The organism is Variovorax atrisoli 110B, from assembly GCF_000382045.1.
Taxonomy (GTDB): Bacteria; Pseudomonadota; Gammaproteobacteria; order Burkholderiales; family Burkholderiaceae_C; genus Variovorax; species Variovorax atrisoli.
On sequence record NZ_KB907473.1, the window covers coordinates 21,808 to 43,764 of the forward strand.

General features: G+C 68.1%; 21 protein-coding genes and 1 riboswitch. Of the genes, 8 read left to right on the forward strand and 13 right to left on the reverse strand.

The window, feature by feature from the left end; genetic code table 11:
• The first annotated feature begins 180 nt into the window (after window positions 1-180).
• Both G369_RS0133730 and G369_RS36785 read left to right on the forward strand, forming a co-directional pair.
• On the forward strand, window positions 181-657 hold the full coding sequence (locus tag G369_RS0133730; protein WP_019658489.1) for a hypothetical protein: 477 nt from the start codon (window positions 181-183) through the stop codon (window positions 655-657).
• Window positions 658-805: 148 nt separating this feature from the next.
• On the forward strand, window positions 806-1,120 hold the full coding sequence (locus G369_RS36785) for a hypothetical protein (RefSeq protein ID WP_145761364.1): 315 nt from the start codon (window positions 806-808) through the stop codon (window positions 1,118-1,120).
• A 22-nt stretch (window positions 1,121-1,142) separates the two neighbouring features.
• Here the strand turns inward: G369_RS36785 and G369_RS0133740 are convergent, their stop codons facing one another.
• Window positions 1,143-2,279: a hypothetical protein gene (locus tag G369_RS0133740; protein ID WP_126186184.1), complete on the reverse strand. Its 1,137-nt coding sequence runs from the start codon at window positions 2,277-2,279 to the stop codon at window positions 1,143-1,145.
• A gap of 193 nt (window positions 2,280-2,472) precedes the next feature.
• Window positions 2,473-3,150 carry a TetR family transcriptional regulator C-terminal domain-containing protein gene (locus tag G369_RS0133745; protein WP_019658492.1) on the reverse strand — a complete coding sequence of 226 codons (678 nt, stop codon included), beginning with the start codon at window positions 3,148-3,150 and terminating at the stop codon, window positions 2,473-2,475.
• Between the two features lie 333 nt (window positions 3,151-3,483).
• Here G369_RS0133745 and G369_RS0133750 point away from each other — a divergent pair, with 333 nt between their 5' ends.
• Entirely contained in the window at window positions 3,484-4,554 is a 1,071-nt protein-coding gene (locus tag G369_RS0133750) for an asparaginase (RefSeq protein ID WP_019658493.1), read from the forward strand.
• A gap of 28 nt (window positions 4,555-4,582) precedes the next feature.
• Here G369_RS0133750 and G369_RS0133755 read toward each other — a convergent pair whose 3' ends face one another.
• From G369_RS0133755 to G369_RS0133765, 3 genes are read right to left on the reverse strand one after another with little or no spacing between them, the layout of a single operon-like run.
• Complete coding sequence (locus G369_RS0133755) at window positions 4,583-5,428, reverse strand: phosphatase PAP2 family protein (protein WP_020723440.1); 846 nt, start codon at window positions 5,426-5,428, stop codon at window positions 4,583-4,585.
• Window positions 5,429-5,438: 10 nt separating this feature from the next.
• Complete coding sequence (locus G369_RS0133760; protein WP_019658495.1) at window positions 5,439-6,260, reverse strand: metallophosphoesterase family protein; 822 nt, start codon at window positions 6,258-6,260, stop codon at window positions 5,439-5,441.
• Window positions 6,257-7,243, reverse strand: a complete 987-nt coding sequence (locus G369_RS0133765; protein ID WP_019658496.1) for a diacylglycerol/lipid kinase family protein — start codon at window positions 7,241-7,243, stop codon at window positions 6,257-6,259. Before G369_RS0133765 ends, G369_RS0133760 begins: the two co-directional genes overlap by 4 nt.
• A 230-nt stretch (window positions 7,244-7,473) precedes the next feature.
• On the opposite strand from G369_RS0133765, the gene glyQ reads away from it, so the two are divergent.
• From glyQ to G369_RS0133790, 5 genes are read left to right on the forward strand one after another with little or no spacing between them, the layout of a single operon-like run.
• A complete protein-coding gene (glyQ, locus tag G369_RS0133770) occupies window positions 7,474-8,382 on the forward strand; it encodes a glycine--tRNA ligase subunit alpha (RefSeq protein ID WP_026346856.1) in 909 nt (302 codons plus the stop codon).
• Between the two features lie 15 nt (window positions 8,383-8,397).
• On the forward strand, window positions 8,398-10,551 hold the full coding sequence (gene glyS / locus G369_RS0133775) for a glycine--tRNA ligase subunit beta (RefSeq protein WP_020723441.1): 2,154 nt from the start codon (window positions 8,398-8,400) through the stop codon (window positions 10,549-10,551).
• Between the two features lie 25 nt (window positions 10,552-10,576).
• Window positions 10,577-11,170 carry a D-glycero-beta-D-manno-heptose 1,7-bisphosphate 7-phosphatase gene (gene gmhB / locus G369_RS0133780; RefSeq protein WP_019658499.1) on the forward strand — a complete coding sequence of 198 codons (594 nt, stop codon included), beginning with the start codon at window positions 10,577-10,579 and terminating at the stop codon, window positions 11,168-11,170.
• Complete coding sequence (locus tag G369_RS0133785; protein ID WP_019658500.1) at window positions 11,170-11,943, forward strand: lysophospholipid acyltransferase family protein; 774 nt, start codon at window positions 11,170-11,172, stop codon at window positions 11,941-11,943. The genes gmhB and G369_RS0133785 overlap by 1 nt, the downstream gene beginning before the upstream one ends.
• 44 nt (window positions 11,944-11,987) lie before the next feature.
• Window positions 11,988-12,962, forward strand: a complete 975-nt coding sequence (locus G369_RS0133790; RefSeq protein ID WP_240650227.1) for a M48 family metallopeptidase — start codon at window positions 11,988-11,990, stop codon at window positions 12,960-12,962.
• 37 nt (window positions 12,963-12,999) lie between these two features.
• On the opposite strand, the gene thiC is transcribed toward G369_RS0133790, so the two are convergent.
• The 8 genes from thiC to G369_RS0133825 all read right to left on the reverse strand — a co-directional run bounded on the left by thiC (window position 13,000) and on the right by G369_RS0133825 (window position 21,933).
• Window positions 13,000-14,883 carry a phosphomethylpyrimidine synthase ThiC gene (gene thiC, locus G369_RS0133795; protein ID WP_019658502.1) on the reverse strand — a complete coding sequence of 628 codons (1,884 nt, stop codon included), beginning with the start codon at window positions 14,881-14,883 and terminating at the stop codon, window positions 13,000-13,002.
• 89 nt (window positions 14,884-14,972) lie between these two features.
• Window positions 14,973-15,078: riboswitch (TPP riboswitch) on the reverse strand.
• 41 nt (window positions 15,079-15,119) lie between these two features.
• Window positions 15,120-15,539 (reverse strand): YchJ family protein, encoded by a 420-nt coding sequence (locus G369_RS0133800; RefSeq protein ID WP_026346857.1) that lies wholly within the window; start codon window positions 15,537-15,539, stop codon window positions 15,120-15,122.
• 136 nt (window positions 15,540-15,675) lie between these two features.
• Entirely contained in the window at window positions 15,676-16,515 is an 840-nt protein-coding gene (locus tag G369_RS0133805) for a metallophosphoesterase (protein ID WP_019658504.1), read from the reverse strand.
• Window position 16,516: 1 nt separating this feature from the next.
• Window positions 16,517-17,647 carry an acyl-CoA dehydrogenase family protein gene (locus G369_RS0133810; protein ID WP_019658505.1) on the reverse strand — a complete coding sequence of 377 codons (1,131 nt, stop codon included), beginning with the start codon at window positions 17,645-17,647 and terminating at the stop codon, window positions 16,517-16,519.
• A 118-nt stretch (window positions 17,648-17,765) separates the two neighbouring features.
• The gene (locus G369_RS0133815) at window positions 17,766-19,016 is read right to left on the reverse strand and encodes a M20 family metallopeptidase (protein WP_019658506.1); all 1,251 of its coding nucleotides are present in this window, start codon (window positions 19,014-19,016) and stop codon (window positions 17,766-17,768) included.
• Between the two features lie 68 nt (window positions 19,017-19,084).
• Window positions 19,085-19,966 carry a hypothetical protein gene (locus G369_RS0133820; protein WP_019658507.1) on the reverse strand — a complete coding sequence of 294 codons (882 nt, stop codon included), beginning with the start codon at window positions 19,964-19,966 and terminating at the stop codon, window positions 19,085-19,087.
• Window positions 19,967-20,590, reverse strand: a complete 624-nt coding sequence (locus tag G369_RS38900) for a hypothetical protein (RefSeq protein WP_157773859.1) — start codon at window positions 20,588-20,590, stop codon at window positions 19,967-19,969.
• Window positions 20,591-20,748: 158 nt separating this feature from the next.
• Entirely contained in the window at window positions 20,749-21,933 is a 1,185-nt protein-coding gene (locus tag G369_RS0133825; RefSeq protein WP_019658508.1) for an acetyl-CoA C-acyltransferase, read from the reverse strand.
• Window positions 21,934-21,957 lie beyond the last annotated feature (24 nt).

Consider the following 21,957-nt stretch of genomic DNA (forward strand, 5'->3'; position numbering starts at 1 on the left):
GCCGCGCCCTGCGGCCGAACGCGACGCGACGACGAGATGGGACGGGACGCCCTCTGACAAAGAAATGCGGACGGTGCGTGAAGAATGACCCGGACAGGCTTCATTTTTCCGCAACTTTGCCGATAAGCCTGGCTGGGCATCGACCCGATGCCTCCCCAGGTTGCGACGAGAGGAGTTCCCATGCCCGGAAACTGGCGAACTGCGAGGGCGGCCGCGCTGCGGTCGCCGCGAACGGCATCCCCGCGGGGGGCCGCGAGCACGCTGCTGCTCCTGCTGTTGCCCTTGCAGCTGGAGCTCAGTTCCGCCGAGCCCGTGCGCGACGCCCAGAGAGCCACGGGCCGCTTCGACATCTCCATCAGCGTCCTTCCGACCTTCGAGGTGCGCGAGATCAGGCCGGTCCAAGGCGGGCACGAGTACCGCGTCTGGACCAACATGGCGTCGGTGACCATCAAGGGCCGCGAATACCGGTTCGACAAGGTCGGAGAGGCGACCATCATGGTGCCCGGCGCAGCAGCCGACGGCCGCGAGAGCCTCGGTGCCGGCTGGCAGCGCGCGGTCGGCGCGATGGCGCCGGCCCCGGGCGGCACGTCGCCGCAGGCATCGAGCACGCCTGCCGGCGACGGCAGCAACGCGACGCGGGTCACGGTCACCTACTAGGACCGGTCGGGCTCCGATTGGGCGAGGCGCCGGCCCCGCCCCTGCTCCCCAACCCTGAATTTCCTGCCGTTCCCGCCGATATCCGGAGACCGGGCGCCGATTGCGCGCCCCATCTCACGTCCCTGCGACGGACAACGGAAAAGGCTTCATGAAGGGACATCGGCTTCGACCGGCGCGCGCCGCCATGGCCGCGGCGATGGTGCTCGCGCCGCTGGCGTGTGCGGCGGAGAGCAGCGCCGGCACGAGCGCCGCGACGGCACGGGTGCGCCTCGTGGTGGTCGTGCCGCCGGTGTTCCAGGTGCTGCGGGCCACGCAGACTGCTGGGGGGATCGACTACCTGGTCTGGACCAACATGAGGTCCATCACCATCGGCGGCCGCGAGCACCGCTTCGCCCGGCCCGGCGAGAACACCGTGCACGTACCCGCGGTGCCCGCGGGTGCTTGGGTGGTGCACGGTCTCTAGGCTCCGGGCGTGCCGTTGGCGCTCAGTCCTGGTTGCCGATCTCGGTGTTGTCCGGCGACAGGCACAGCGCTCCGGCGCAGTTCAAGGAGCGGAAGAAGATCGGCGCGTCGGGATTGCCGAAGTAGCGCAGGCCGGCGGCGGTCTGCTCGTTCGCCTGGATGACGTTGTTCTCCTCGAGGCCGAAGACGGTGTTATTGGTCTCCGGGAACTCGTACTCGAAGGTGCTCGCCTGCGTCAGGTCCTTCATGTAGAGGAAGAAGCTCGGACGCTTGCCGTCGGTGTCGGTCAGGAAGCGCTCCTTCAGCAGCCGGTAGCCCAGCGCGCCCTGTTCGCGGATCTGCTTCGGGATGTCGGGGAAGTCGCCGCCGACCACGCTCAGCGGGCTGATCACAGCCTTCATCTCGTAGCGAGCGGGGCTGCTCAGGTCCTTGATGAAGAAATACGCGCTCTCGTTGTTGATGGTGCTGGGCGCGAACCAGGGCCTGAAGCCGTTGGCGCCCTGCGCGTTGGCGGCATTCAGCATGTCTTCCTTGGTGTTCGGGATCGGGATGGAGTTGTAGTCGTAAGTGGCCGACGAACCCATGTCCTTTCGATAGAGCACGCCGAACACCGGATTGGTGCCAGGCGGCGGCGTGATCAGCAGCTGCGGCATCAGCTGAACGAAGACCTTGCCCTGCGCGCCCTGGTCCTTCATCTGCTGCAGCAGGCGAGGCAGCAGGTCGCGCTTGAGGATGTCGAGTTCGATCGTCTTGTACTCGTAGGTGTAGGTCGTGTCGACGTCCTTCACCACCATGAACCTGTCCTGCAGGCTCACGATGTTGCCGCCGAGCTTGCCCTCCACATAGCGGTAGCCCGCGGCGCCTTCGCGGTTCAGCAGTGCGATGTAGTCGTCGAAGCGCTTCTCGGGCGGGTCGACATCGGGGTCGCGGTCCTGGGCGAAGGTCAGCCACTTGTAGTGGGCGCTGATGGGGGTGGGCGTCTGAGTGCCCGGGTTGCCTGGTTCGGGCGGCGTGGGTTCCGGGTCCGGCGGCGGCGGCGGGGGCGGCGGAGGTAACTGGCTGAACAGATTGGGGTCGAAGCTTGTACCACCTCCCCCTCCACCGCCGCAGGCCATCAGTGCTGCCGTCGCGAGCGCGGCAAAGAACAATCTCGCTTTCATGATCCTCTACTCCTGTTCGTTCGTTGTGATTCGCCGCCGCGAAACAAGCAAAGGAAGGCTGGGCGGCGAAGCGTGCGAAGGTAGGCGCGCGGGCTCGCCGAACACAGTGCACAAAGTCACTGCGTGGCAGGAGGCCGCAGGAAGACCCGCAGAGGGTTAAGAAGAAAGGATTGGCTGCGCGCGCAGCCGGCGCTCAGGCCTCGATGCCGCAGCCGTGCAGCACGAAGGCCACCAGCTCGCGCCCTATGGGCTCGCGGTCGAAGGGCGCGTCGGGCGGCAGGCCGAGCATCACGCGGGTCTGGATCGCGTAGTCGGCGTAGCTCTGCGTCATGGCCCAGATGTGCATCAGCAGGAAGCGCGCGTCGAGCGGGCGCATCTGGCCGCGCGCGATCCAGCCGTTGATGACGTCGATCTTCTTCTGCGTCCAGGCCCTGGCGTTGGGCCAGTAGCGGTCGAGGTTGCGCCCGCCGTCGAGAATCTCGCGGGTGAAGATGCGCGAGATCTCGGGGCTGTCGATGGCGTGGTCGAGCTTCTTGCGGATGTAGTCGCCCAGCACCGTGGCCGGGTCGCTAGCGTCCTCGAAGGAGAACACCACCTTCCAGGCATGCAGCACCTGCATCAGCAGCTCCTCGTAGAGCTCTTCCTTGCCGGCGATGTAGTAGTGCAGCTGGGGCTTGGTGAGGCCGGCGCGCGCCGCGATGGCCTGGGTCGAGGTGCCCTTGAGGCCGTGCAGGCTGAACTCGGTGACGGCCGCGGTGCGGATCGCGGCCATGATGCGTTCGCGCCCGGGCCTGGCGCGCGACAGGGGCCCGTCGGGCGCGGGCATTTCCTGGGCGGTCGAGACGGGGAGGGCGGCGGGGTCGGCGTTCATGGTGGCGGGTGGGGCACGGCCTGGTGCGTTCGTGCGCGCGGTCGATGGTAATACCACTGGTGCCCCGCGCATGACCGCATGCCATGCCGGCATGATCGGGCAGGGCATGCGGGCACGGTTCCTGTATCTTCCTCGCCGCCCCAGGGTGAATCGACATTCAAACGCGGCCGCGTTGGTCCGCCTTGCACCCGGATGCGCGGAGGGCGGCGCAGGCCAGAGTCATCTCTGGTCAAGCCGACCGATAAAGCAGGCGGGTGCAAGGCGGGCCAACCCGCAGGGAAGGACGAATGTCGATTCACCCTGGAAAGATTCACCTCAACACAGGAGTTCTCCATGTACCTTTCTCCCCGTTTCCGTGCCTTCGCGGCCGGGGCTGCTCTGCTGGCCGCCAGCGTGATCGCGCAGGCCCAGCAGGCGCTGCCCAACGTGGTGATCCTCGCCACCGGCGGCACCATCGCCGGGGCCGGCGCCTCGGCCGTCAACAGCGCCACCTACGCGGCCGCCAAGGTCGGCGTCGAGAAGCTGATTGCCGGGCTGCCCGAGCTCTCCAAGGTCGCCAACGTGCGCGGCGAGCAGGTGTTCCAGGTCGCATCGGAAAGCCTGACCAACGACAACCTGCTGACGCTGGCCAAGCGCGTGTCGGCGCTGTCGAAGCAGTCCGACGTGGACGGCATCGTCATCACCCACGGCACCGACACGCTGGAAGAAACCGCCTACTTCCTCACGCTGACCGTGCATACCAACAAGCCGATCGTGGTGGTCGGCTCGATGCGCCCGGGCACCGCGCTGTCGGCCGACGGCGCGCTCAACCTGTACAACGCCGTGAACGTGGCCGGCAGCAAGGACGCGATGGGCAAGGGCGTGCTCGTGACGATGAACGACAACATCGACACCGGCCGCGACGTGAGCAAGAACGTCAACATCAAGACCAACGCGTTCTCTAGCCAGTGGGGCCCGCTGGGCATGATCGTCGAGGGTCGCAACTACTGGTTCCGCGCGCCGGTGAAGCGCCACACCATGAACTCGGAGTTCGACATCGACAGCATCACCGCGCTGCCGCCGGTGGAGATCGCGATGGGCTACGAAGGCGTGAGCTCGGTGGCCATCGACGCCATCGCCAAGAGCGGCGCCAAGGCGCTGATCCACGGCGGCACCGGCAACGGCTCGGTGGCTGACCGCATCGTTCCGAACCTGCAGAAGGCCCGCGCCGACGGCGTGATCGTGATCCGCAGCGCCCGCGTGCCCGACGGCTTCGTGATCCGCAACGCCGAGCAGCCCGACGACAAGTACGACTGGGTGGTGGCGCACGACCTGCGCCCGCAGAAGGCGCGCATCCTCGCGATGGTCGCCCTGACCAAGACGAACAACACCAAGGAACTGCAGCGCATCTTCTGGGAGTACTGATCTCCCCGGCCTGCTCGCCTCGCGGTGTTCAGGCCAGCGCGCGCCGCAGCCGACGGTGGCGCGCGTATTCCAGGCCGCCCACGCACACGAGCAGCCAGGCCAGGCCGGTGAGCAGCCCGGCCACCACGTCGCTTGCGAAGTGCACCTGCAGGAAGATCCGGCTACAGGCGATGGTGACGATGGCGCCCGCGGCCGCCATCGCACCCGGCACATGCCAGCGCACCGGCAGCGTGCGCAGCAGCAGGTACAGCAGCATCCCGTAGCTCACGATCGCGCCCGCGCTGTGGCCGCTCGGAAAGCTGTAGCTCGTCTCCAGCGCCAGGCCGTGGTCGTGGATCGGGCGGGCCCGCGCGAAGATCTGCTTGAGCGCCGGGTTCAGCAACACGATGCCGACCAGCGCGAGCACCCAGCCCAGCGCCAGTCCGCGATGCCGGTGCCGCCACAGCACGGCGGCCACCAGCACGCACACCGGCCCGAGGAAGGCCGCGTCTCCCAGGTGCGTGACCCAGCTGAACACCACCAGCGCGGCCCGCGGCAGGTTCGCGGCGATGGCGTCGGTCAGGGCGTGGTCAGCCTGGCCGAGCACATGGCCGTCGGCAATGTTCGAGGCGATCCACGCGAACAGGCTCGACGCCAGCAGGATCAGCACGAAGCCCGAGGCGAAGGCGAGCGCGATGCGCGGCTCGCTGGGCTCTTCGGCATCCTGCAGCCTGAAGTGGCGCTTCTGCAGCAGGTGGCAGGCCAGGCCTGCACCGAGCACCGAGGCCGCGAGCAGCGAGAGGAACCAGGGCAGCGCATGCGCACCGAGATTTCCGGCGAAAACGACAAGAGGCGCGAGGGAAGGGACGGAAGAAAGGGAGGCTTCGAGCGGCATGCGGCGCACCCTAAGGCCGCGCTGCCCGGCTGGCAAGGGAAAGGCCGAATACTTCGGCGCAGCCGAAGGCCTTGTCGCGCGCCACGTAGTCCCACCGTTCCACGCGGCAGGCGCGGGGGCCTTCGGCGATGTCCGAGCGCACCACGTTGACCGAGTTGGGGTGTCCCGCGCGCACCCGCCGCGACACGGCAGTACCCGCCTGAATCGCCCACGCCGTGCGCGCGCAGCCCGCGAAGGCGTCGTGCAGCGGCCGCACGAAGGGCAGGTGGATGTGTCCGCCCAGGATCATGTCGGCCCCCGCCGCGCACCAGCGCGCCACGGCTTCCTCGCGCCCGTGCAGGCGGTTGCCCAGGTCCCGCGTGCGCGTGACCATCACCGGCTGGTGCGTCACCACCACCCGCAGCTGCGTGGGCGAGGCCGCCTCGAGCAGCCGCGCCACGCGCTCGACCTGCGCGGGCGAGACCGCGCCGTCTTCGTGCCGGTACCAGCGCGTGGTGTTGACCGCGGCCACCAGCCATCGGGGCGAGTCGAACACCGGCTCGAGATCGTCGCCGAAGGCCCGGCGGTAGCGCGCATACGGCGCGAACACGCGCGCCGCCAGCTGGAACAGCGGAATGTCGTGGTTGCCCGGAATGGCCAGCACCGGTGCGCCCAGCCGGTCGGCGAAGGCCCGCGCCGCCGCGAACTGCGCCACGGTGGCGCGCTGGGTGATGTCGCCCGAGAGCACCACCAGCTCGGGCGCCAGCGCATGCGCCAGCCGCTCGAGCGCCTGCAGCACCTCGGGCTGCTCGGTGCCGAAGTGGGGGTCGGAGATCTGCAGCAGGCAGCTCATTCGCGCGCTGCCTCGAGTTCGGGCGCCGTCTCCTCCGGCCGCACCAGCCACAGCCGCTCGGGCGACACGCGGAACAGCAGCGGCATGTCGACCCAGCCGATCTCGCCGTCGGTCGCCACCTTCACGCGGCGCGGGCCGCGCTGCGCGAATGTCCGGCTCGCCTTGACGGTCAGCGACTCGAACGGAAAGGTCAGCACCTCGTCGGCGTCGCCCAGCCGCCCGAGCGCGCCGCGCACCAGCAGGCCCGGCATCGCCAGCGGTCCCACCGGCTTGAGCACGATGGCCGCCAGCTGTCCCTGCTCGGGCGCGTCGGCCTCCGGAATGCCGACCTGGTGCAGCTGCAACGGGTTGTTGCCGACGAACAGCGTCGGCGTGCGGATGTCGCGCTCCTTGCCGCGCCAGGCCATGCGCAGGTTCCAGTGCCGGTGGCCGCGCAGCACCGTCAGCAGCCCGGCGCCGAAGGCGATCCAGCGGCTGCGGCCGAAGCGCGACTTGTAGGTCTCGCGCTCCTCCAGCAAGTCGGCGTACAGGCCCATGCTGGCATTGACCAGGAACACGCGGTCGTTCACCAGCCCCACCTGCACCGGCCGCGGCCGCTCGGTCAGCAGGATCTGCAGCGCCTGCGCGGTGTCGCGCGGGATGCCGTGGGTGCGGCTGAAGTAGTTGAAGGTGCCCTGCGGCAGCACGCCGAAGGCGCAGCCGCTGCCCAGCGCGGCCTGCGCCACCGCGTTGATGGTGCCGTCGCCGCCCGCGGCCACTACCACGCCGCCGGCCGCGCGCGCCCGCTCGACCGCCTCGCGCGCCAGCGCCTGCAGCCGGCCGGGTTCGTCGACCACGAAGATGCGCAGCCGCCGGCCGGCCGCGGCGCAACCTTCCTCGATGACCCGGCGGGCCTCGGCCGCGTCCTCGCTGCCGGAGCCGGCGTTGAGCACGACGAAAAGGGGCGCGTCGGAAGAGGTCTCGGGCGTCTCGGGCACGGGCATGTCCAGGGATATCGGGAAAGCGGGTCGAAGGAAGGGGAGGATGGGCGCGCTCGGGCGGCGGTGCCGCCGCGCTCGGCGGGTGGGCAGTTGTCGCACCTCCCGCCCCGCGCCGCCAGCAGGCAACTTCCCGTCCCGCTGTGGGAGAGTTGCCCTCCGAACGTAAAATCGCCCGCTTTCGCGGCACGTCGCCGCGCTACCGTCCAATGTCCGGCCCCCTGCCGGCCAGCTTCATGTTGACCTTCCAGCAAATCATTCTCAAATTGCAGTCGTACTGGGCCGACAAGGGCTGCGCGCTGCTGCAACCGTACGACATGGAGGTCGGCGCGGGCACTTCCCATACCGCCACCTTCCTGCGCGCACTGGGCCCCGAGCCCTGGAAAGCGGCCTACGTGCAGCCCAGCCGCCGCCCCAAGGACGGCCGCTACGGCGAGAACCCCAACCGCCTGCAGCACTACTACCAGTACCAGGTCGTGCTGAAGCCGGCGCCCTCGAACATCCTCGAGCTCTACCTCGGCAGCCTCGAGGCCCTGGGCTTCGACCTCAAGAAGAACGACATCCGCTTCGTCGAAGACGACTGGGAGAACCCCACGCTCGGCGCCTGGGGCCTGGGCTGGGAGGTGTGGCTCAACGGCATGGAGGTGACGCAGTTCACCTACTTCCAGCAGGTCGGCGGCATCGACTGCAAGCCCATCACCGGCGAGATCACCTATGGCCTGGAGCGCCTGGCCATGTACCTGCAGGGCGTGGACAACGTCTACAACCTCACCTGGACCGACGGCCTGAGCTACGGCGATGTCTACAAGCAGAACGAGGTCGAGCAGTCGACCTACAACTTCGAGCACAGCGATGCCGAGTTCCTGTTCACCGCCTTCAACGCGCACGAGAAGCAGGCCAAGCACCTCATGGGCGCCCAGCTCGCGCTGCCTGCCTACGAGCAGGTGCTGAAGGCCGCGCACAGCTTCAACCTGCTGGACGCGCGCGGCGCGATCAGCGTGACCGAGCGCGCCGCCTACATCGGCCGCATCCGCAACCTCGCGCGCAGCGTCGCGCAGAGCTACTACGACAGCCGCGAGCGCCTGGGCTTCCCGATGGCGCCGCGCGAGTGGGTCGCGCAGATCCCCCCGAAGAAGGCCGCCTGAGCGATGACGACCCCCATGAACAAGAACTCCCTCCTGGTCGAACTGTTTGTCGAAGAGCTGCCGCCGAAGGCATTGAAGAAGCTCGGCGACGCCTTTGCGGGCGTGCTGCGCGACCAGCTCGTGGCCCAGGGCCTGGCCGAGGCCGGCTCGGTGCTGACCTCCTACGCCTCGCCGCGCCGCCTCGCAGCGCACATCACGCACGTGGCCGACCGCGCCGCCGACAAGGCCGTGTCGCAGAAGCTCATGCCCGTGGCCGTGGGCCTCGACGCCTCGGGCCAGCCCACGCCCGCGCTGCTCAAGCGCCTGGGCGCGCTCGGCGCCGACGCCTCCGCCGTGCCCGGCCTCAAGCGCGCCATGGACGGCAAGGCCGAAGCCCTGTTCTACGAAAGCACCGCCAAGGGCGCCACGCTGGCCGAGGGCCTGCAGAAGGCGCTGGCCGAGGCGATCGCCAAGCTGCCCATTCCGAAGGTCATGAGCTACCAGCTCGAAACCGGCTGCGAGCTGCCGGGCTGGACCAGCGTGAGCTTCGTGCGCCCCGCGCACGGCCTCGTGGCGCTGCACGGCGACGCCGTGGTGCCGGTCGAGGCGCTTGGCCTGAAGGCCGGCCGCGAAACGCACGGCCACCGCTTCGAGGCGGCGGTCGATCCGGTCGTGCTGCGCGACGCCAACAGCTACGCGCTGCAGATGCAGGAGGACGGCGCCGTCATCGCCAGCTTCGAGGCGCGCCGCGCGGAGATCGCGCGCCAGCTCGCAGCGGCCGCGGTGACGGTCGGCGGCGGCTCGGTCCCGATCCAGGACGAAGCCCTGCTCGACGAAGTGACCGCGCTGGTCGAGCGCCCGAACGTGCTGGTCTGCAGCTTCGAGCGCGAGTTCCTCGAAGTGCCGCAGGAGTGCCTGATCCTCACGATGAAGGCCAACCAGAAGTACTTCCCGCTGCTCGACGCCTCGGGCAGGCTCACCAACAGGTTCCTCGTCGTCAGCAACATCAGCCCCGACGATGCGAGCGCGGTCATCGGCGGCAACGAGCGCGTGGTGCGCCCGCGCCTGGCCGACGCCAAGTTCTTCTTCGACCAGGACCGCAGGAAGTCGCTGGCCTCGCGCGTCGAGTCGCTGGGCAAGGTGGTCTATCACAACAAGCTGGGCACGCAGGGCGAGCGCGTGGAGCGCGTGATGCGCATCGCGCGCGGCATTGCCGAGAAGCTCGGCGACGCGACGCTCGCCGCGCACGCCACGCAGGCCGCCCAGCTCGCCAAGGCCGACCTCGTGACCGACATGGTCGGCGAGTTCCCCGAGCTGCAGGGCATCATGGGCCGCTACTACGCGCAGCACGACGGCCTCGACGCATCGGTGGCCGACGCCATCGAAGACCACTACAAGCCGCGCTTCGCCGGCGACGAGCTGCCGCGCAACACCGTGGGCCTGGTGGTGGCGCTGGCCGACAAGCTCGAGACGCTGGTCGGCATGTTCGGCATCGGCAACCTGCCCACCGGCGACCGTGACCCGTTCGCGCTGCGCCGCCATGCGCTGGGCGTGATCCGCATGCTGATCGAGAAGAATCTGCCGCTGGACCTGAGCGCGCTGGTGAGTTCCGCGCGCACGGTCCTGGACGACGCCATCGGCAAGACCGGGGAGTTCCCGCTGCACAAGGCCGCGGAAGACGTGCGCCTCGTCGTCGACTACATCTACGACCGCCTTGCCGGCAGCCTGCGCGAGCAGGGCGCCAGCGCGCAGGAAGTCGAGGCCGTGCTGGCCCCGCGCCCGCAACGCCTGGGCGAGGTGCCCAAGCTGCTGGCCGCCGTGCGCGCCTTCGCCGCCCTGCCGGCCGCAGCCGCACTGGCCGCCGCCAACAAGCGCATCGGCAACATCCTCAAGAAGGCCCCCGAGGCCGACGCGCACGTCAGCGAACTGCTGCTGCAGGAGCCCGCCGAGAAGGCGCTGCACGCGGCCATGGCACAGGTCGTGCCCGCCGCCAATGCGCAGTTCGAAGCCGGCGACTACACCGCTTCGCTGCAGACGCTGGCCGCGCTGCGCGAGCCGGTCGACGCCTTCTTCGACGGGGTGATGGTCAACGCCGAGCAGGCCGACCTGCGCCTGAACCGCCTGGGCCTGCTGATGTCGCTGCACGCCGCGATGAACCGCGTGGCGCAGCTCGAGCGGCTGGCCGTCTGAGCATTCTTCGTCCGGCAACACCACCATGGGCGGCACCGCCATGAAACTCGTCATCCTCGACCGCAACGGCACGATCAACGTGCACCGCGAAGACTTCGTGAAGAGCGACATCGAGTGGACGCCGCTGCCCGGTGCGCTGGAGGCCGTCGCGCGGCTCAACCATGCGGGGTGGCACGTGGTGATCGCGTCGAACCAGTCGGGCCTGGGCCGCGGGCTGTTCGACATGGCCTCGCTCAATGCGATGCACGCCAAGATGCACAAGATGCTCGCGGCCGTGGGCGGCAAGGTCGATGCGGTGTTCTACTGCCCGCACAGTCCCGACGAGAACTGCGACTGCCGCAAGCCCAAGCCGGGCCTGTTTCTGCAGATCGGCGACCGCTACGGCATCGATCTCCAGGGCGTGCCCACGTGCGGCGACAGCCTGCGCGACCTGCAGGCCGGCGCGGCCGCCGGCTGCGAGCCGCACCTGCTGCTCACGGGCATGGGCGCGGCCTGCCGCGGCGTCGATCCGCTTCCTCCCGAATACCCGGCGAACACGATGGTCCACGACGACCTCGCCGCCTTTGTCGATTTTCTGCTCGCGCGCGAAGCGCGGGATGCAATGCAGGTGGCTGTCTGATGGCGTTGTTCCGTTCCGTTCTCCACGCACTGTGGATGCTCGTCACCGTGGTGCCCTGGGGCATCATCATGTGCGTCAGCTCGCTCTGGAAGCGCGGCGTGCCGCTCTACTGGATGGCCGTGCGCTGGCTCGGCTGGGCCATCGGCGGCGCGCGCGTGCTGCTGGGCATCAGGACGCGCGTGAGCGGCATGGAGAACCTGCCGACCGACAAGCTCGCCGGCGCGGTCCTGCTGGTGAAGCACCAGTCCACGCTCGAGACCTTCCTGATGCCCACGCTGATGCCGCATCCGCTGGCCTACGTGTTCAAGAAGGAGCTGCTCTACATCCCCTTCTTCGGCTGGGCGATGGCGCGGCTGGACATGATCCACATCGATCGCAGCCAGCGCGCGCAGGCCTTCAACAAGGTGGTGAACCAGGGCCGCAAGCTGCTCGCGCAGGGCATCTGGATCATCATGTTCCCCGAGGGCACGCGCATCCCGCGCGGGCAGAAGGGCACCTACAAGAGCGGCGGCACGCGGCTGGCCTGCGAGACCGGCGTGCCGGTGATTCCCATCGCCGTGACCTCGGCCAAGGTGTGGCCGCGCAAGGCCTTCATCAAGCGTCCGGGCGTGGTCGACGTGTCCATCGGGCCGGCCATTTCCAGCGTGGGCCGCAAGCCAGACGAGCTGATGCGCGAGGTCGAGGAATGGATCGAGGCCGAGATGCGCCGCCTCGACCCCGAGGCCTACGTGAACAGCCCGCCCCAGCCCGCGCGGCAGGAAGCGGTGAGCTGAGCCCGGGCCGCCGCAAGAGAAGCACAGACGCCAGGAAGCCCGCCATGGGGGGACTGCTCCGGTTCACGATGGACCTGTTCGAGGGGCTGGGGAGCGAGTTCGCGCCCCCGGCGCCTGCGCCGGCACGTCCGCGCCGGACCAGGAAGCCCAAGCCGGCAGCTCCGCCCTCGGTGCTGCCCGACGCGGCTGTCCTGCCCCCCGAGCCCGTCGACCCGAATGCGCCGCCCGCTGTGCCCCTGGCCGACACGCTGACGCTCGCGACCTTCGCGCATCCCCAGGCCACGCGTGAAGTGGTGCTGGGCTCGGCTCGCGTGGCCTACGAGTTCAAGCGCGGCAAGCGCAAGACCATCGGCTTCCTGGTGGGCGCGGAGGGGCTGTCGGTTCGCGCGCCGCGCTGGGTGGCGCTGCGAGACGTCGATGCGGCCATCCACGAGAAGTCGGACTGGATCCTGCGCAAGCTCAACGAGACGCGCCAGCGCCTCGCGCGGGTGGAAGCCACGCGCATCGAATGGAAGGACGGCGCGGCCTTTCCGTTCCTGGGCGAGCCGGTGGTGATGCGGCTCGATCCGAAGCACGGCTTCGCGAGCGTGGGCGGCACGCTGGATGCGGCCACCGATGAAGGCGCGCCGCGCGTCCTGCGGCTGGCCGTCTCGCAGAACGCCGAGCCCTCGCAGATACGCGATGCTGCGCAGGCCTGGCTGATGCGCCAGGCGCGCAAGCTCTTCATCGAGCGGCTGGACCATTTCGCGCCGCTGCTGGGCGTGCAGTGGCAGAAGCTGTCGCTCTCCAATGCCGCCACGCGCTGGGGCAGCGCCAGCGCCGACGGGTCGATCCGGCTCAACTGGCGGCTGATCCACTTCCGGCTGCCGGTGATCGACTACGTCGTCGCGCACGAGCTGGCCCACCTGCGGGTGATGGACCACTCGCACCGCTTCTGGGAAACGGTGGAGAGCGTGCTGCCCGACTACGACGCGCTGCGCAAGCAGCTCAAGGACGAGGCGGTTCCGCGCTGGAACTGAGGCTGAGGCCGGGGCTCCCCGGCCTCGGATCAAGGCTTCAGGGCACGGCCTTGATGGGGATGTACATCTCGCCCCCGCCGGCCATGAACTCCTTCGACTTCTCCTCCATGCCTTCGCTCATGGCCTGATCCTCGGCCACGCCCTTCTTCGCGGCGTACTCGCGCACCTCCTGCGTGATCTTCATCGAGCAGAACTTGGGGCCGCACATCGAGCAGAAGTGCGCCACCTTGCTCGAATCCTTCGGCAGCGTCTCGTCGTGGAATTCGCGCGCGGTGTCGGGGTCCAGGCCCAGGTTGAACTGGTCCTGCCAGCGGAACTCGAAGCGCGCCTTGCTCAGCGCGTCGTCGCGCGAGCGAGCACCCGGATGGCCCTTGGCCACGTCCGCCGCGTGCGCGGCGATCTTGTACGCGATGATCCCCTGCTTCACGTCGTCGCGGTCGGGCAGGCCCAGGTGCTCCTTCGGCGTCACGTAGCAGAGCATCGCGGTGCCGGCCCAGCCGATCATGGCCGCGCCGATGGCGCTGGCGATGTGGTCGTAGCCCGGCGCGATGTCGATGGTCAGCGGGCCCAGCGTGTAGAACGGCGCCTCGTGGCAGTGCTTCAACTGCTCGTCCATGTTCGACTGGATCATGTGCATCGGCACGTGGCCGGGCCCTTCGATCATGGTCTGCACGTCGTGCTTCCACGCGACCTGCGTGAGCTCGCCCAGCGTGCGCAGCTCGGCGAACTGCGCCTCGTCGTTGGCGTCGGCGCCCGAGCCCGGGCGCAGGCCGTCGCCGAGCGAGAAGCTCACGTCGTAGGCCTTCATGATGTCGCAGATGTCCTCGAAGTGCGTGTAGAGGAAGCTCTCCTTGTGGTGCGCGATGCACCACTTGGCCATGATCGAGCCGCCGCGCGACACGATGCCCGTCATGCGGTTGGCCGTCAGGTGGATGAAGGGCAGGCGCAGGCCGGCGTGGATGGTGAAGTAGTCGACGCCCTGTTCCGCCTGCTCGATGAGCGTGTCGCGGTAGATCTCCCAGGTGAGGTCCTCGGCCACGCCGCCCACCTTCTCGAGCGCCTGGTAGATGGGCACGGTGCCGATCGGCACCGGGCTGTTGCGCACGATCCAGTCGCGCGTGGTGTGGATGTTCTTGCCGGTGGAAAGGTCCATCACGTTGTCCGCGCCCCAGCGGATGGCCCACACCAGCTTCTCCACTTCCTCCTCGATGCTCGAGGTGACGGCCGAGTTGCCGATGTTGGCGTTGATCTTCACCTTGAAGTTGCGGCCGATGGCCATCGGCTCGACTTCGGGGTGGTTGATGTTGGCCGGGATGATCGCGCGGCCGCGCGCCACCTCGTCGCGCACGAACTCGGGGGTGATGATGCGCGGGATGCTCGCGCCCATCGGGTTGCCCGCCACGCGCTTCGCGCGTTCCTCGTTGGCGAGGTATTCGGCCATCCACTCGCGCTTGCCGTTCTCGCGCAGGGCCACGTATTCCATCTCGGGCGTGACGATGCCGCGGCGCGCGTAGTGCATCTGCGTGACGTTGGAGCCCGACTTCGCGCGGCGCGGCGTGCGCTGCAGCGCCGAGGCGCCGGCGCGCAGTTCGGCCAGGCGCTGGGCGTCGCGGTCCTCGTTCTTCGCGCCATCGTCCAGCGCGTGGTGCACGCGGCCTTCGTAGCTCTCGGTGTCGCCTCGTTCGGCGATCCACGGTCCGCGCACGTCGGGCAGGCCGCGGCGCACGTCGATCTCGACCTTCGGGTCGGTGTAGGGGCCGGAGGTGTCGTAGAGCGAGACGGTCTCGCCGTTGGTCAGCTGCACGTCGCGCACGGGCACGAACAGGTCGGGCCGGCTGCCCGGGATCACGCACTTGTGCGACGCGGGAAAGGGCTCGCGCGTGAGCGTGAGCAGCGAGGTGAACTTGTCGGGGGCATTCATCGGAGGCACTCCTTGTGGACAGAAAGGGTGCTCCGCAATCGCTCGGTGGCCTTCGGCAGAAGCCCGTCACGGAAGGTGGACGGACCGAAGTCAGGGAGTGCAGCTCTTCTTACGCCGGTATGACCCGGATCAAGTTCGCGGGTCGGCAGCTTTGCCATCTCAGCACGCCACATGCGTGCACCCCGGAGCGGGGCCGATTGTGCGAGCCTCGGCCGGGCGCGTCAACCCGCGGGTTGTTACCGCAGGTCGCCGTCGACGTAGTACCAGCGCCCGTCCTCGCGCACGAAGCGGCTGCGCTCGTGCAGGCGCGTGGCGGTGCCCGAGGGGCCGCGCTGGCGCGCGACGAACTCGACCTCGGCGTGGTCCGCGTCGAGCACCGAGCGCGCGCGGACGTCCAGTCCCAGCCACTTGACGCCCGGCTCGAACTCGATGGAAGCGGGGCGTTTCGATGCGTGCCAGGTGGCGAGCAGGTATTCGCCTCTCTCCAGCACGAAGGCCGAATAGCGCGAGCGCATCAGCGATTCGGCATCGGGCGCGGGCGTGCGGTCGAAGTCGTCGAGATAGCGGCCGCAGCAAAGGGAAAAGGCGATGGGCTTGTCGCGGCGGTCGGTCCGGCCGCAAGGGCAGGGCCTGGATTGGGGATCGGGTGCACTCATGAAGACCTGCATTGGAACACCTTGCGGCCCTTGTGCCGAGAGGGCAAGCCCGCGGATGGGCCATGGAGGCCCGCTCGCGGCGATGGCCTCGAAGACGCCGCCATGCCGCAGCGCCTCGCAGCGGATGGCGGCACCCCTACCGGAACATCACCCACTCGGGCCGCATGTTGAAGCGCACCGGCAGGATGCTGACGCCCAGCCCGCTCGTGACGTACATGCGCCTGTCCTTGTGCGTGATCCATCCGTAGGCCCACTCGCGAGGGGCCGCGCCCGGCACGATCAGCGCCCCGTAGCCCGGCACGCTCACCTGTCCGCCGTGCGTGTGCGCGGCCACCACCAGCCCGTGCGTGCGCGGCATGGTCGCGAAGCTGAAGGGGTCGTGCATCATGACCAGCGTCGCTGCATCGGCCGGCACGCCGGCCAGCGCGCGCATCGGCTCCGAATGGCCGGTCGAATGGTCGCCGATGCCGACCACCCAGATGTCGTGGCCGGGCAGGCGCGCCGATGCGTTCTCCAGCACGCGGATGCCCTGGGCTGCCAGCGCCTTGGCGATGCGCTGTCCGCCGTGCCACCAGTCGTGGTTGCCCAGCACCGCGTACACGCCCTGCGGCGCCTTGAGTCTGCCGAGCACGGCTGCCATGCCCTCGACGGGCAGGGGCTCGTCGTCCTCGCCCGTGCCCGCGAGGAAGTCGCCCGGCAGCAGCACCACGTCGGGCTGCGCGGCGTTGATCTCGTCGACGATGCGTGCGGCGCGCTCCACGCCGGTGACGCGCCATGCGGAGCGCGACGTGAGATGCCAGTCGCTTGCCACCGCGACCTTCAGGCCGGCGGGAGTCTGCCATTGCTCGGAGCTCAGCGGCTCGACGCGCGCAGCCACCCAGCGCGGTTCGATGACGAAGCCCCAGACGGCCAGCGTCGCGAGCACGATGGCCGCGGCGTACAGCCAAGCCGGGCGCCGCCCGCGACCTTCGCTCACGTCACGCCAGCGCGCGCTGGATCAGCAGCTTCTGGATGTCCGACGTGCCTTCGTAGATCTGGCAGACCCGCACGTCGCGGTAGATGCGCTCCAGCGGAAAGTCGTTCACGTAGCCGTAGCCGCCCAGCGTCTGGATGGCCGCGCTGCACACGCGCTCGGCCATCTCGCTCGCGAAGAGCTTGGCCATGGCGGCCTCCTTCAGGCAGGGCAGGCCGGCGTCGCGCAGGCTCGCGGCGTGCCAGATCAGCTGGCGCGCGGCCTCGATCTGCGTCGCGCATTCGGCGAGGCGGAAGCCCACGGCCTGCTGATCGAAGATGGAGCCGCCGAAGGCCTGGCGCTCCTTGGCGTAGGCCAGCGCGGCATCGAAGGCGCTGCGCGCCATGCCCACGCTCTGCGCGGCGATGCCGATGCGCCCGCCTTCCAGCGCGCCGAGCGCGATCTTGTAGCCCTCGCCCTCCGCGCCGATGAGGTTCTCGCGCGGAATGCGGCAGCCGTCGAAGTTGATCTGCGCGGTGTCGCTGCTGTGCTGGCCGAGCTTGTCCTCCAGCCGTGCGACGTTGTAGCCGGGCGTGTCGGTGGGCACGATGAACGCGCTCATGCCGCGCTTGCCGGCGCCCTTGTCGGTCACCGCGATGACGATCGCCACTTGGCCGTTCTTGCCGCTGGTGATGAACTGCTTCACGCCGTCGATCACGTAGCCGTCGCCGTCCTTGCGCGCGGTGGTGCGCAGGCTCGATGCATCGCTGCCGGCCTGCGGCTCGGTCAGGCAGAAGGCGCCGAGCATCTGCCCCTGCGCCAGCGGCTCCAGCCACTGCTTCTTCTGCTGCGCGTTGCCGTAGCGCATGAGGATGGCGTTGACGGGGCAGTTGGTCACGCTGATGGCGGTGCTGGTGCCGCCGTCGCCGGCCGCGATCTCCTCCAGCACCAGCGCGAGCGTGAGGTAGTCGAGGCCGGCGCCGCCATGCTCCTCGGGCACGCAGATGCCGTAGGCACCCAGCGCCGCGAGGCCCTGGTGGGCCTCCTTGGGAAAGCTGTGCTCGCGGTCCCACTTCGCGGCGTTGGGCCAGAGTTCGGCTTGCGAGAAGTCGCGCACCGCGTCGCGGATGGCTTCCTGGTCTGCTGTCAACAACATGGCAGTTCCTTCTATGTGACGAGGCGGTCGCCGCCGGGCCGCCCCAAGGCGGACCGCGCCTCCCCCTCGGGGGGTGGAGTTACACGAGCAACGCGAGTGAAAAGCCGGGGGGCAGCATTCACTTGCCGGCGCCCAGATCCATGATCAGGCGCGCAGCCATGTACAGGCGGCGCGGAATCGCGCTGATGTCCACGTACTCGGCCTTGTCGCTGTGGTAGCCGAAGCCGGGCAGGCCCAGGCTCTCGATCACTGGCTTGCCTGAGAGCGCGGCGTAGGCCGCGTCGGTGCCGCCGCCGGTGCGCTCTTCCACGCCCAGCGTGCCGCCGGCTTCCTTGTAGTAGGCCACCGCCTTGTCGACCAGCTTCTTGCCGCCTTCGCCGGCATTGAAGGCCGGGCGGCCGCGCGTGACGATCACCTTCACGTCGGCCTCGGGCAGCTTCTTCTGCTGCGCGCGCTCTTCCAGCGTCTTCATGGCGGCGTCGAAGTCCTCGTTGCGCGCGTAGCGCACGTCGGCGTTCAGCGTGGCGCTGGCGGGGATGATGTTCGAGACGTTGCCGGCCTTGGCGATGGTCCAGTTGAAGCGCAGGTTCTTCGCCTTGTCGTCGATGTTCATCGTGCGCAGCACGAGGTCGGAAGCCTCGACCAGCGCGTTCACGCCCAGCTCGGGCGCGGCGCCGGCATGCGAGGCCTTGCCGGTGATGTTGACCTGCACGTAGGCGATGCCCGAGGTGCCCAGCGAAAGTTTTTCGTCGCCTGCGCTGGTGGGCTCGAAGGAGAGCACGTAGTCGGCCAGCTTGGCTTCTTCCTGGATCAGGTCGCGCGAGCCGAAGGAACCCTTTTCCTCGTCGGTGTTGAACAGCACGGTGATGGTGCCGTAGTCGCGCACGCCGTATTCCTTCAGCAGCTTGAGCGTGTGCAGGATGACCGCGTTGCCGCCCTTGTCGTCGGCGATGCCGGGGCCGTAGGCCTTGTCGCCTTCGACGCGGAACGGGGCCTTCGCGAGGATGCCCTTGAGGTAGACGGTGTCCATGTGCGACATCAGCAGCAGGTTCTTGCCGCCGCGGCCCTTGATCTTGCCCACGATGTTGTCGCCCACCACCAGGCCGGCCGACTTGCTTCGCGTGACCGTGAAGCCGAGGTTCTTGAGCTCGGCCTCGAGGAAGTTGCCCGCAGCGGCGATGCCCTCGGCGTCACCGGTGCCGGTCTCGATGTTGACCAGCTTCTCTAGCGTCTTGATCACGGCCGGCTGCTCGTCGGTGGCGGCCTGGAACAGCACGTTGTCGCGCTTCTGGGCCAGGGCAGCCGCCGGTGCCAGGAATGCGAAGGCAACCAGCGCGGCGACAGTGTTGCGGGGAATGGCCGAATACATGAACAAGGTCTCCAGACAGATTGAAAGCGAAGCACTCATTCTAGGCATCGCCCCATCGCTGAAGCAGTTCAGCTTGCGCCCAGCTCAACGCATGCCTGCAGCGAAAAGCGCGTGCTCTCGAGCCGGCTTGCAAGCGCCTTCAGCCGATCGGATTCGAGACGCTGTGCCTCTACGCGCAGCAGCCTCAGCATTTTCTGAGATCCATCGGACAGGCGAGACTGTGCTTCGATCGACAGCCAGCAGTAAAGCCTTGAGAGATCAATGGCTTCGGTAGACCATCTTTGCTGGAAATATGCCACCAACCCGTCGACGTCGTGGGCGTACCCGCTTCTTCGGGCTGCGAATTCCAGCGGAAGGCCACGGCCAGGATCCCTGAACATCCCGTCAATGCCGAGAAGCAGGCGACGTCCCAACTGCAGCTGGCATTCAGGATGGCCGCGCTCGGCGCCTACCTTCAGCCACTTCCTGGCGGTTTCGGCATGCTCATTGGACACGCGCGCCTTCTTGACCTGAGCGACCAGCGACGCCATCAGGCACATCGCACCGGCGTCTCCTTGTTCTGCGAGTTCCTGCAGCCGCTTCATCGGCCTGTCCAGCGGATAGACATATCCCCCGTTCGGCTGGAGCAATTGCAAGGCGATGTGCGCGAGCTCGAAGCCTTCGCCAGCGAGTTGTCGCCATCGCCGTTCTCGCAGCCGGGGACCTCCCTCTGCCGGATAGCGTCGGCTCGGCCGGTTCCACTGGGAGAGTTCGCTGAACAGTTCCAACTCATAGGATGCCCTCTTTCCTGCGCTCAACAGTTTGGCCTTCCGTTCGTCGAAGGACCGCAGGTCGCTGCGAGGGAAGTATTCGCGCGCCGATTCGTACACCAACATGGCCGTTGCAGCGAAGAAGATCGCTCCAAAGAGCAGGGCCGGCCACGGCAACCGGCGATTCTCGGCGCGTGCCATTCAATGGACCGCCACGATCACCTCGACATCCGCAGGACATGATCGGCTTGGCTCTCGCCATCCGATCAAAGCCCTTTCTCTCGGGTCGTGCGTCAGTTCGTACCCATGATCGTAAATCCCGCCTTCACCCGGAATTGCTAGCCGGAGCTGCACTCGGCGGCCGATCAGCCGCTGGGCGCGTGCGGAGTCGGTGTCGCAGAACCGGTGCCCCGCCCACTGCAGTTGAAGCCGGCAGACAGTGGTGGTTCCCGACTGGAACTTCGAGTAATTTCCGGAAAGGCTTGGGTTCGGAGCAGGTTTGCCAATCGGGGTGTTGACTGCAACATTGCCCAGGGCTTCCGTCTTGTCGATCTGAACGGAAAGAAATTTCTCGATATTTGCGGGATCGCAAAGAACCGATTTTCCCTTGCGTCCCAGCGACGCGAGCTTCAAGAGCAGATCATCGCTGTCTGCTGCGACTATTTCAGCTGGTATCTTTTGCAGCGAGACAAAAACCACTGCAAGCACCACCAGCAACGCAATTGCTGAATATTTCAGAGCTTCGAGCAGCCGCTGGAAGAATTCTTCCGCAGCCGCGCAATAGCCTGTATTCACCGTGCATGCAGCCTCTTCTTGTTGATTCATTTTCTTCCCTGAATTCCATCTCGCGCGAATCCTATTGAGGTGCGGCACTCATGGGCGCGCGGATGGTATCAGAGAATTTTTAAATAAAAGTAAAGGCGAACGCTATCTTGGAAATAAGCAAAAATTGACGATTAATTTCCAATTTTTACGGATATTGACTAGACCAATTCGAGTGCCACGGCCGTGCCTTCGCCCCCGCCGATGCACAGCGTCGCCACGCCGCGCGTCTTGCCGCGCGCCTTCAGTGCGTGGATCAGCGTGACCATGATGCGCGCGCCGCTGGCGCCGATCGGGTGGCCCAGTGCGCAGGCGCCGCCGTGGATGTTGACGATGTCGTGCGACACGTCGAGTTCGTGCATCAGCGCCATCGGCACCACGGCGAAGGCCTCGTTCACTTCCCAGAGGTCGACGTCGCGCGCCTTCCAGCCGGTCTTGGCGAAGAGCTTCTGCACGGCGCCGACGGGCGCGGTGGAGAACCACTCGGGCTGCTGCGCGTGCGTGGCATGGCCGACGATGCGCGCGATGGGCTTCGCGCCGATCTTCTTCGCGTGCGACTCGGTCATCATCACCAGCGCGGCCGCGCCATCGTTGATCGACGAGCTGGATGCGGCGGTGATGGTGCCGCCGTCCTTCTTGAACGCGGGCTTGAGCGTGGGGATCTTGTCGAGCTTGACCTTGCCCGGGCCCTCGTCGACCGAGATCACGGTTTCGCCGCTGCGGCCCTTGACGGTGACCGGCGCGATCTCGTCCTTGAAGAGGCCGGTGTCGGTGGCCTTCTTGGCGCGCTCGACGCTGGCGATGGCGAAGGCGTCCTGCTGCTCGCGCGTGAACTTGTACTTGGCGGCGCAGTCCTCGCCGAAGGTGCCCATGCTGCGGCCCGGCTGGTAGGCGTCTTCGAGGCCGTCGAGCATCATGTGGTCGAAGATGCGGTCGTGGCCCATGCGGTAGCCGCCGCGGCCCTTGAGCATGAGGTAGGGCGCGTTGGTCATGCTTTCCATGCCGCCGGCCACCATCACCTCGTGCGTGCCCGCCAGCAGCAGGTCGTGCGCGAGCATCGCGGCCTTCATGGCCGAGCCGCACATCTTGCTGAGCGTGACCGCGCCCGCGCTGTCGGGCAGGCCGCCCTTGTAGGCCGCCTGGCGCGCCGGGGCCTGGCCCTGGCCGGCCATCAGGCAGTTGCCGAACAGCACCTCGCCCACGGTGTCGGGCGCGATGCCCGCGCGCTCGACGGCGGCCTTGATGGCCACGCCGCCGAGGTCGTGCGCGGAGAGGGAGGCGAAGTCGCCCTGGAAGCCGCCCATGGGGGTGCGGGCGGCGCCGACGATGACGATGGATTCGGACATTGCGGGTCTCCTTTGGATATGTTG

Bases quoted from the DNA above. Each gene is read 5' to 3' on its own strand.
- G369_RS0133740 (WP_126186184.1), bottom strand. From the start codon at position 2,279: ATGAAAGCGAGATTGTTCTTTGCCGCGCTCGCGACGGCAGCACTGATG.
- G369_RS0133765 (WP_019658496.1), bottom strand. From the start codon at position 7,243: ATGCCCGTGCCCGAGACGCCCGAGACCTCTTCCGACGCGCCCCTTTTC.
- G369_RS0133750 (WP_019658493.1), top strand. From the start codon at position 3,484: ATGTACCTTTCTCCCCGTTTCCGTGCCTTCGCGGCCGGGGCTGCTCTG.
- G369_RS0133760 (WP_019658495.1), bottom strand. From the start codon at position 6,260: ATGAGCTGCCTGCTGCAGATCTCCGACCCCCACTTCGGCACCGAGCAG.
- glyQ (WP_026346856.1), top strand. From the start codon at position 7,474: ATGTTGACCTTCCAGCAAATCATTCTCAAATTGCAGTCGTACTGGGCC.
- G369_RS38900 (WP_157773859.1), bottom strand. From the start codon at position 20,590: ATGAATCAACAAGAAGAGGCTGCATGCACGGTGAATACAGGCTATTGC.
- G369_RS0133745 (WP_019658492.1), bottom strand. From the start codon at position 3,150: ATGAACGCCGACCCCGCCGCCCTCCCCGTCTCGACCGCCCAGGAAATG.
- G369_RS36785 (WP_145761364.1), top strand. From the start codon at position 806: ATGAAGGGACATCGGCTTCGACCGGCGCGCGCCGCCATGGCCGCGGCG.
- G369_RS0133810 (WP_019658505.1), bottom strand. From the start codon at position 17,647: ATGTTGTTGACAGCAGACCAGGAAGCCATCCGCGACGCGGTGCGCGAC.
- thiC (WP_019658502.1), bottom strand. From the start codon at position 14,883: ATGAATGCCCCCGACAAGTTCACCTCGCTGCTCACGCTCACGCGCGAG.
- gmhB (WP_019658499.1), top strand. From the start codon at position 10,577: ATGGGCGGCACCGCCATGAAACTCGTCATCCTCGACCGCAACGGCACG.
- G369_RS0133825 (WP_019658508.1), bottom strand. From the start codon at position 21,933: ATGTCCGAATCCATCGTCATCGTCGGCGCCGCCCGCACCCCCATGGGC.
- G369_RS0133755 (WP_020723440.1), bottom strand. From the start codon at position 5,428: ATGCCGCTCGAAGCCTCCCTTTCTTCCGTCCCTTCCCTCGCGCCTCTT.
- G369_RS0133815 (WP_019658506.1), bottom strand. From the start codon at position 19,016: ATGTATTCGGCCATTCCCCGCAACACTGTCGCCGCGCTGGTTGCCTTC.
- G369_RS0133790 (WP_240650227.1), top strand. From the start codon at position 11,988: ATGGGGGGACTGCTCCGGTTCACGATGGACCTGTTCGAGGGGCTGGGG.
- G369_RS0133820 (WP_019658507.1), bottom strand. From the start codon at position 19,966: ATGGCACGCGCCGAGAATCGCCGGTTGCCGTGGCCGGCCCTGCTCTTT.
- G369_RS0133730 (WP_019658489.1), top strand. From the start codon at position 181: ATGCCCGGAAACTGGCGAACTGCGAGGGCGGCCGCGCTGCGGTCGCCG.
- G369_RS0133785 (WP_019658500.1), top strand. From the start codon at position 11,170: ATGGCGTTGTTCCGTTCCGTTCTCCACGCACTGTGGATGCTCGTCACC.
- glyS (WP_020723441.1), top strand. From the start codon at position 8,398: ATGAACAAGAACTCCCTCCTGGTCGAACTGTTTGTCGAAGAGCTGCCG.
- G369_RS0133800 (WP_026346857.1), bottom strand. From the start codon at position 15,539: ATGAGTGCACCCGATCCCCAATCCAGGCCCTGCCCTTGCGGCCGGACC.